7 protein-coding genes are annotated in these 9,269 nt (G+C 45.0%); all 7 read right to left on the bottom strand.

The genetic code is table 11. From position 1 onward, the window contains the following. Positions 1-150 precede the first annotated feature (150 nt). Complete coding sequence (locus ARB69_RS15560) at positions 151-2,139, bottom strand: TIM-barrel domain-containing protein (RefSeq protein WP_055154126.1); 1,989 nt, start codon at positions 2,137-2,139, stop codon at positions 151-153. Positions 2,140-2,209: 70 nt separating this feature from the next. Beyond that, entirely contained in the window at positions 2,210-3,010 is an 801-nt protein-coding gene (locus ARB69_RS15555; protein WP_050640216.1) for a response regulator transcription factor, read from the bottom strand. A 16-nt stretch (positions 3,011-3,026) separates the two neighbouring features. Beyond that, a complete protein-coding gene (locus tag ARB69_RS15550; RefSeq protein WP_167702505.1) occupies positions 3,027-4,655 on the bottom strand; it encodes a sensor histidine kinase in 1,629 nt (542 codons plus the stop codon). A gap of 107 nt (positions 4,656-4,762) precedes the next feature. Beyond that, positions 4,763-6,052 (bottom strand): hypothetical protein, encoded by a 1,290-nt coding sequence (locus ARB69_RS15545; RefSeq protein WP_055154122.1) that lies wholly within the window; start codon positions 6,050-6,052, stop codon positions 4,763-4,765. Continuing rightward, complete coding sequence (locus ARB69_RS15540; RefSeq protein WP_055154120.1) at positions 6,053-6,880, bottom strand: carbohydrate ABC transporter permease; 828 nt, start codon at positions 6,878-6,880, stop codon at positions 6,053-6,055. Beyond that, positions 6,880-7,788, bottom strand: coding sequence for a carbohydrate ABC transporter permease (locus ARB69_RS15535; protein WP_050640220.1), 909 nt, complete (start codon positions 7,786-7,788; stop codon positions 6,880-6,882). The genes ARB69_RS15540 and ARB69_RS15535 overlap by 1 nt, the downstream gene beginning before the upstream one ends. After that, positions 7,785-9,062, bottom strand: a complete 1,278-nt coding sequence (locus ARB69_RS15530) for a sugar ABC transporter substrate-binding protein (protein ID WP_050640221.1) — start codon at positions 9,060-9,062, stop codon at positions 7,785-7,787. The genes ARB69_RS15535 and ARB69_RS15530 overlap by 4 nt, the downstream gene beginning before the upstream one ends. Between the last annotated feature and the right edge of the window lie 207 nt (positions 9,063-9,269).

The raw sequence follows: 9,269 nt of genomic DNA, 5'->3' as shown, positions 1-9,269 counted from the left end.
GTCAGTGGTGCTCCATTTTCAGGGCTGTTTCCCGCCTAGAATTTCTTAGGTCCGCGGCCGCGTTTTTGAAAGGATATGGATGTTCTCCGGGAGGCTTTCGGCTATCCCTTTATGGAGCGTCCCCATCCGCGCCGAGGCTAAAGCTCGTCGCTAAATCCCGATTCTGATGAAAACAGGAATTTCATTCAAAGGAGCATTGACTTTTATCATCTGCCCCCCCTGATATGTTTCCCCACTCCAGGCATGTTCCCATCTGCATCCTGCTGGCAGATACAGCTCTCTCTGCCGCGCCGCTTCATAAAGCACAGGTGCAACCAACAGCCGGCTGCCAAACATATAGGCATCTTCCACGCTCCACGCCTTTTTATCCTCCGGAAACTCATAGAACAGAGGACGCATAACCGGCGTTCCTTTATCGTGTGCTTCCTGCATAAGTTTTTTCAGATATGGCTTCATGTTTTCCCGGTACTGCAGATATTTTTTCAGAATCTCATACACCTCTTCCCCATAAGACCAGACTTCATTGTCAGCACCGGATACACAAGCACCGCCTCCAATTTCCGCCATCGGTTCTTTGTGCGGCTCTCTGTCGCCGTGCAGTCTCATTACCGGACAGAAGGTACCGTATTGAAACCACCTTACAAACAGCTCACGGAACCGTTCATCATCAGGATTTCCCCCATGGAATCCGCCAATGTCCGTGGTCCACCATGGAATGCCTGCAATTCCCATATTCAGGCCTGCCGTGAGCTGATTTCTCATGCTTTCATAACTGGAATGGATATCCCCGGACCATACAAGCGCACCATAGCGCTGTGATCCGGCCCAGGCACACCTCAGTAGGTTTACAATCTTTTCCTGGCCCGCGGCCTGCATGCCTTCAAAAAATGTTTTCGCGTACATCACCGGATAAATATTTCCGACCTGGATATTCGGCCCAAGACTGTAACGGTACTGTTCAAAGTCGTAAACTGTATATTCCGGTTCCGCTTCATCCAGCCAGAAGATACGTATTCCTTTGTCATAATAGTTCTGCTTGATTTTTTCCCAGACATACTTCCGCGCGCCCGGATTCGTGGTGTCAAAATGCAGGGTATTCCCCTGAAAGTCCATGGCGATCTGGATTCCGCGCTCTGTATGGATCAAAAAGCCATTTTCCTTCATCTCCTCAAAATTTTCACTCCGGTAATCCACCTGCGGCCATACAGATACCATCAGCTCAATGCCCATGGATTCCAGTTCCTGTATCATAGCGTCAGGATCCGGCCAATACTCCTCATCAAACCGGTAATCCCCCTGATACGGCCAGTGGAAATAGTCTGCCACAATCACGGATATGGGCAGATTCCGCCGTTTGTATTCCCGTGCCACCTCAAGCAGTTCTTCCTGGGTGCGGTAGCGCAGCTTGCTCTGCCAGAATCCCAAGCCATACTCCGGCATCTGCGGAACCGTGCCGGTCACGGATGCATAATTCTCTTCTATCTCTGCCGGTGTATCTCCTGCTGTGATCCAGTAATCTATCTTCTTTGAGGATTCCGCCTCCCATGTTGTCTTATTTCTGCCAAAAACAACCCGCCCCACTGCCGGATTATTCCACAAAAAGCCATACCCCAGAGAGGAGATCAGAAACGGGACGCTCGCCTGTGAATTGCGGTGCGCCAGCTCCAGGTCTGTTCCCTTCAGGTTCAGACAGGACTGCTGATACTGCCCCATTCCGTAGATTTTTTCCTCCGGGTCCAGGGAATCAAAACTTACAATCAGCTTATAATCACTGCCCTGCAACGGCTTATATGCCCTTCCTTCAATTTCGAGTGCACTGCATTTTGAATCATATATATCTTTTCGGTTCCGCACATATTCTTCCATGAGAAGCTTGCCCTCACTGTTATAAAACCGCATTTTCCCCGCATAATTAATTGAGGCTGTGATCTTACCATTCTTTATGACTCCCTCCGTGTCTGATATCTCTACTTCCCCGCAGGGCGTTTCTCTCTTCAAAAGCGCCCAGTCTTCTTGGGGCATCGCAAATAATCTGGTGGCGCGGACTCTCAGAGAATCTTTTCCCCAGGCTTCTACACGTACGGTCTCTGAATCATACCGAAATTCAAGAGCGCCGTCCACACACTTTAATCTTTCCATCCTGTTCCTCCTCAATACTTTTTAACGGTCCAATATTTGTAATAGTTCAGGCAAGCCTGAACTGCTGCTACTATTTCTCCTGACTTTCGCAGTGAAATACCGTCTCCACATGCTGTTCCCTGTACTTCTTCGGAGACACGCCCATCACTTCCCGAAAAATATTACAAAAATATTTATCATTATCATATCCGGTTGCCGCAGCAATCTCATAAACTTTTAAATCTGTTTTCTGCAGTAAAACACAGGCATGTTCAATTTTTACTTTTTTGACAAAGGACATAAATGTAATTTTCATCTCATCATGAAAAATCCGGCTTAAATACTCCGGCGATACACGCAGGTTTTCCGCCGCATCACTCAGCCGGCACCTTACGCTGATGTTCTGCCTTACATAGTTCACTGCATTGCGCACCATAGATTTTTTTGTATCAATATCCGTAAGTAATTCGTCTACAGCCGCAACTTTTACTGTCTGTTTTACTTCCTCAGGCACAGAATAACCGCCCAGGTTTGTATATGCCTTATTCAGCGCACGTTCAATATCCCCATAAGAAACCGGCTTTAATATATAACCTTTAATCCCCAGTTCGATTGCTTCCTGTGCATAATGAAATTCACCATACCCGCTGATAATCACATAGTTTACCTGCAGTTTTTTAGGCTGAAGGCTGCGGATCATATCCAACCCGGACAGCCCGGGCATCTTAATATCAACAAAGGCCAGATCGGGCAGCTGCTTCAGGATCAGCTCTCTGCCCTCATTTCCGTTATCCGCCTCACCCACCACCTGAACCCCCGGGTCCACCTGCCTCAGAAGGCGGACAATCAGCTGCCTGGCTTTGTCTTCATCTTCAATTACTAACACTCTCATATATTCCCCCCTGCCCTTATAATGCCGGAAGCTTTAACATGACGGTCGTACCTCTGCCGCCTGTACTCTCGATGTAAAAAGCAAAAGCCTCCCCATAATACAGTCTCATGCGGTAACAAGTATTCGCCATACCCAGCCCCAGATTTTCAGGATTGTTTTCCAGGGCAATACCTTCCCGTATTTTCCTAAGAAGATCTTCCTCTATTCCATTCCCGTTATCTGCAATTATAATCATCAGTCCCGAATCCTCTTCCTTTGAACAGATAACGGTAATAAGTCCTCCCTTGCTCCTGCTGTCAAAGCCATGAATAATGGCATTTTCCACAAAGGGCTGCAGCAGAAGCTTGCGTATCTTTTTATCTTCGATCTCCGGATTCACATCAATCTCAAAATCAAAACGCCCGTTAAAACGGCTTCTCTGCAGAAATAAATACTGTTCCAGCCAGGCAATCTCCTGGCTGACTGTCACAAGTTCATATCGATTTTCAGTCATGTAGCGCAGTACATTGGCAAACACCTTCAGCAGATCACTGGTCTCATAATCTTCGTGCTCTATCGCAGTGTAATTAATAGAATTCAGCGTATTGTAGATAAAATGTGAATTAATCTCCAGCTCCAGCGCCTTTATCTCCGCATCCTTCTGTTTCTTCAGCCCTTTCAGTTTTTCGTCATTTTGCTCCTGGATTTTCTTTTTCTGAAGGACAATCTGATCTACCATTTTGTTATAACCAGCAAACAGTGAATTCAGTTCTCCATTGTCGGCGGATGGCAGCGAGGTATATTCGCCCCTCTTACGTATCCTGGACATCGCTCCTTCCAGAAGGCTCAGCGTCTTCATCCTGCGGCGGATAAAGATATTTACCAGCACAATGGTCAGGAGAAATAATAACAATACAATTGAAAAAGCTGCAAATGTAGATACTCTGATATCTTTTTTTATTTTTTCCGTATCCACGGCATAAGCAAGATGCCAGTTCGTCCATTTCACTTCATCCTGATGCGTCTTATCTACTTTCAGATTGTCTATAAGCTCCAGGCTTTTGTTATCTGCAAACAGGCTGCCGCCTGCCGTCTGAAGTATGTAAGAGGTGTATCCGCCTTCTGAACTTTCCAGAATGGATTCTATTGTTTCCGGATACATCAGCATTACGAGGCTTCCGTAGCATTCTTTCGTCTTATAATTATATATTTTCTGGGACAGCCCAAGGCACACCTTATTGTGATATTCCAGCTTGGCCGTCACCAGTTCCTGGCTCTCCATCCCTTTATTTCCCAGCTGTATCAGATCCTCATAAAGCAGCTTATTATTCTGGGTAACAATGGTCTGCTGGCTAGCCGGAAGGCGGATGACCAGGTATCCGGATCCGTCTTTTCTCATGAGAAACATTAACGCCACTTCATTATTGGTAGGGGTGGAATAGCCTTCTAAAAGAGAAAAGATCCGGTTGCTGTTGCTTTTTACCTCCATGGAGACATCCTTTATTTCCTCCCAAATCTGTCCGTCAATAACTGCTTTATAATACGGTTCCATGTAGCGCTGCATATAATTGGACAGGTGTTCCGATTTATCTATCATATTCTCAGATGCCGCCAGCGTCGTGTGCTGTATCATATCCTGTCCATGGTAGATATTAAGCGCCAGCAATATCATCATCACCGGTAAAAATGTAAATACCGCAAGCAATATCTGTATCTGAGTGCTTAATTGTGCTGCCCTGTACCTTTTTAATAGTCTTTGAGCTGTTGTGATAACTATGCATACCCTTTCTCTGCGATATATTTTGCGGTATGAATCCACCTTTCGATACGCTCCGGCTCGTGCTGCACCGTTACTGTATCCTTCAGAATCATCTCCACAACACAGCCGCCGGCTATTTCCATCGTCCTTTTAATATCGCGTCCTGCTTCTTCTTCGTCAAATCTCCGGGTTACCACTGTTGGAGCTGGTTTCCAGGAGTATACATATTGGTCCAAAAGTGCAATCGCCGCTGCTTCTCTGTCTGTCCACGGATTTACCGACACACGTCTTAAATTTTTAATACACTTTTTTATTATATCAAATTTATCCGTCATAGGCTCGCAGCATCCGTAACAACTCCATCCAAATTTTTCCAGTAAGGGCTGATGATAAGCTGTAGCAAATTCTTCGTACATGTCCGGGGATACTCCGGCAAGTTCCTGGGCATCCGAAAATCCCCAGCTGTTCTGATATAAGGCTCTGTCTGAACCCGGTCCGTGAATATAGCCGATACCGCCTGATCCGATATAATCATTTCCTGTATTCGTCTTCATGAGACAAGGCTCCATCACTTGAAGAAGCTCCAGTGTGGAATCCCTCATAAATCCCAGAACTTCATGGAGCCATTCGGGCTGGTCGTACAAATCATAAAAAATCTGTTCTGTGCCCCGCATCTCAATAAACTGCCTCAAAAGGCTTGTATCCGGCGCCATATATCCATAGGAACGTACTTCTATTAAATCTCCGATTACTTCCCGGATCAGGCAGAGGTTCCTCTCCGATTCTTCTTTATAGAAAATAAACTCCTGTTTGGAAAGTTTCCGTATATCTTCTTCATTTTCCAGCAATATTTTGTTTTGATGTATCCCCTCCCCAGAGTCTTTCATATCCATATGAATAAAGGAAGCGCCGCCTTTTATGAAAGGTGTAATCTCATATACGAGCGGCACTTCGATCACCGGTTCTATTACAAAGTCGTCGTCAAAATGTTCAAATCTGTAGCAAAGACGGCGCATGGCCCATTCATAAGCCCGGTAGAATTCCTCCCTGCATACCATCTTATCCCATGGCAGTATCTCAAGCCAGGCCCCCTCCGGGAACACAAGCACCATGGGCCTGATTCTCTGCAGGCTGTTATGTGCATACCACAATTTCTTCTTCTCTTCCTGTTTATGATCCTGGGCATAATGTTGTACCTTGGCAGCAAGCTCCCGAAGTACATTTTTCTCGTTTTCATTCAATCCTGATTTCGGCGGATCTGTATAGATGATCCTGGGATCAATATATTCTATCACTTTTTTCACCTACTCCTTAACTGCTCCTGCTGTCAGCCCTGATACGATATACTTCTGCATAAAAATAAAGATAATCACGATCGGTATAATCAGGCAGACTCCGAATGCAAGAATACTGTTCCATTGTGTCCCGTATTTTGTCTGGAAATTATTAATCATAGTCGTCATCGGCCAGAGTGAGGAATCCGAAATAAAGGCCATAGAATATACCAGGTCATTCCATGCAAAAATAAAAGAAAAGATAGCGGCCGTAGCAAGACCTGGACGTGAAACAGGCACCATAATCCTCACAAATGCGCCTAACATCGTACATCCGTCCACTCTTGCCGCCTCCTCTACCGATTTGGGCAGGGATGCAAAAAAAGGCCGCATCAGAATTACAATAAACGGGATCGATAAGGTAGCCGTGGATAGAATCGGGGCAATCCTGGTATTAATGATGTGCATTTTGGTATACAGTAAGAATAACGGAGTCAGCAGTAAGGCCGGCGGCAACATCTGCGTTACAAGAAATCCAAGAATCATCGGCTTTCCCGCCTTTGATTTAAACCGGGCCAGCCCGTAAGCTGCCGGTATTGCCAATACAAGTGCTATCAGCATAGAAAATACTGCTATTACCAGACTGTTTCTCAATGCCGGAAACAAGTTGCTTTCAAACTGGTCTATGTATGCCTGGACTGTCGGGGCTTCCGGTAAAAAAGTCGGAGGGAACCTGAAAATTTCCACATCCTTTTTAAAAGAACACATCACCATCCATATGACAGGCGACAGGAATAGAAGTACAAGCAGAACTGCTCCTGCATTGATCCCTATATTTTTTATTTTGCCATTCTTCATTACTCAATCACCTCGTCATCGTTGACAAATCTCAGGTAAATGACTCCCATAATAAATAATAAAATAAACATAAAATTAGCTACTACCGATGCCTGGCTGAAATTATACTCTCTGAATCCAAGCTTATACGCATAGGTTGAAAGCATTTCTGTTGCATTAACAGGACCGCCGCCCGTCATAACCTGTACCAGATCAAATACCTTAAATGTATAAATCACGCCTAAAATAAGAATTGAATACATTGTTGGCTTCAGCATGGGGAGCGTAATATGTAAAAATCTCTGAACTCTTCCTGCCCCGTCGATTGCCGCACTTTCCAGCACATTGTCCGGTATGTTCGCCAGCCCGGTCGATAAAAGCACCATATCAAACGGAATCCCGACCCAGCAGTTAGCGGCTATAATGCACCATATCGCGGTTCTGCTGTTTGTCAGCCATTCAATCGGACTATCGATTACTCCGATCTGCTGCAGAATAAAATTTAATATCCCACTGTCTGTCTGAAAGATAAACTTAAATAAAATCCCTGTCACTGTCATTGGAATCAGCCAGCTGATCAGCATAAGGCTTTTGGAAAGCTTTGCCATGCAAAACTTTCTAGAAAGCAGCATGGCAAAAGCAAATCCGATCACAAATTGGATAACAGTACAAACGACAGTGAACAATACGGTATTATATGCAGCCGTCCAGACAACGCCCTTTCCCAGAAGCTCTTTGACAGTATCAAGCCCCACAAACTGGTGGTTCAGGAAGTTTCTGGTGGACATATTTCTGAACATCAGATAGAAGTTGTAAATTATCGGATAAACCGCTACAATCCCCATATAAATACAGGCTGGTCCTGCAAAGCAGAGCAGATACCTTGTATTTTTAGTTATAATTGTCCGTTTCCCTGTTCCTTTTTTCATTTTTTCACCAATCCGTCAATGGTTGTCTGTGCATCCTTGCAGGCATTTTCGGCCGTTTTCTGTCCTGTCATCGTCTCCTGTAAGGCAGTATAAATTGCGGTTGAAATCTCCGGCCAGCTTACATCCGGCCCCAGTACTGCCGCATAGTTCAACTGGTCAAAGAATACCTGTAAAACCGGATCTTCTGACCAATCTGTGTATTTATCTACCGCATCTTTTCTCGGCGGCAGCTTACCGACTGCATGATCCCAGTCAGCCAGGGTATCCTTGTCCATCATGAATTCCATAACCGGCCAAATCTTCTCAAGATCAGCTCCCTTGACTACAGAAAATCCTTCTCCGCCCAGGGCTGAAGCCTGTTCCTTGTCAATAGGAATCGGCGCACATTTCCAATTTTTGTCCGGTACATTTCCTTCCAAAGTCGGCACCTGCCATGGCCCGTTAATCATCATGGCTGCATTTCCCTGCATAAACTGCTGGCAGACATCTGCCTGTGACCAGTTAATCACTTCTGAACTCATCGCCCCTGCATCGATCATATCCTTTAAGAACTGCATGGAAGATACTGCATCTGCACTTCCCATAGAGTACATATCTGCTCCGCTGGAATATAAAAACGGGAAGTACTGGAAGGTTCCTTCATCGTTATTTACAAGCGAGAGTGCAAAACCATACTGGCTTTCCTGGGTCAGCTTCTGCGCCGCTGCTGCCAGTTCATCCCAGGTTTTTGGGACTTCTACTCCTGCCTCCTTTAACTGATCCTCATCATAGTACAATGCCAGACAGTTTGAATTATAAGGCAGTCCGTAGAGCTTTCCGTCAATTGTCGTTGTGTTTAAGGATGTCTCGTAGAAGTTCTCCTTCTGCCCCCATGCATCCACCTGCTCCGTGATATCCTGCAGCATTCCCATTTCCACATAGCTCGCAGTATCGCAGTTATTAATCATCGTCAGATCAGGCAGTTCGCCGGAAACCATTCCCAGAGTATACTGTTTGTTCAAGTCAGCATATGGATATTGGACAATCTTAAAACGGTAGCCATTTTCTTCGCCCCATTTGTTCATAATATCCGAGAAATATTCATGTTCCAGGTCTTCAAAATACTCCCAGATTTCCACTTCAACAATGTCACCGCTGCTTTTCGCTTCCGTCCTCTTGGTATCCTGGGCGCTCTCCCCCTCCTTGGAAGAGCTGTCAGCCGAACCTTTCCCGCACCCGGCTATCAAAGACAACGTCATCATTGCTACAAGAATCATACTTACTACTTTTTTCATATCTTTCGCCTCCTTTTCTTGTATTATATTTCATAAACAATTCTTTTTTTATTATAACATTTTGATAAAAGTGCACTATTTTGTTATTTCTAAAATATATCCGTCTTGTAAAGAGAACAGCAATTCCTAAAGCGGAATGCAAGACCTATTGTAGAAAATAACATCTTAAAAGAAAGCACCTCTTTGTGACAGAATCCTTTTGCCAAT

Origin of the sequence: Faecalicatena contorta (assembly GCF_001404335.1) — a bacterium.
Lineage (GTDB): Bacteria > Bacillota > Clostridia > Lachnospirales > Lachnospiraceae > Faecalicatena > Faecalicatena contortus_B.
This window is presented reverse-complemented; position numbering and strand designations above follow the sequence as displayed.

Excerpts from the sequence above, each read along its gene's own strand:
- ARB69_RS15560 (WP_055154126.1), bottom strand. The coding sequence starts at position 2,139 with ATGGAAAGATTAAAGTGTGTGGACGGCGCTCTTGAATTTCGGTATGAT.
- ARB69_RS15555 (WP_050640216.1), bottom strand. The coding sequence starts at position 3,010 with ATGAGAGTGTTAGTAATTGAAGATGAAGACAAAGCCAGGCAGCTGATT.
- ARB69_RS15540 (WP_055154120.1), bottom strand. The coding sequence starts at position 6,880 with ATGAAGAATGGCAAAATAAAAAATATAGGGATCAATGCAGGAGCAGTT.
- ARB69_RS15535 (WP_050640220.1), bottom strand. The coding sequence starts at position 7,788 with ATGAAAAAAGGAACAGGGAAACGGACAATTATAACTAAAAATACAAGG.
- ARB69_RS15530 (WP_050640221.1), bottom strand. The coding sequence starts at position 9,062 with ATGAAAAAAGTAGTAAGTATGATTCTTGTAGCAATGATGACGTTGTCT.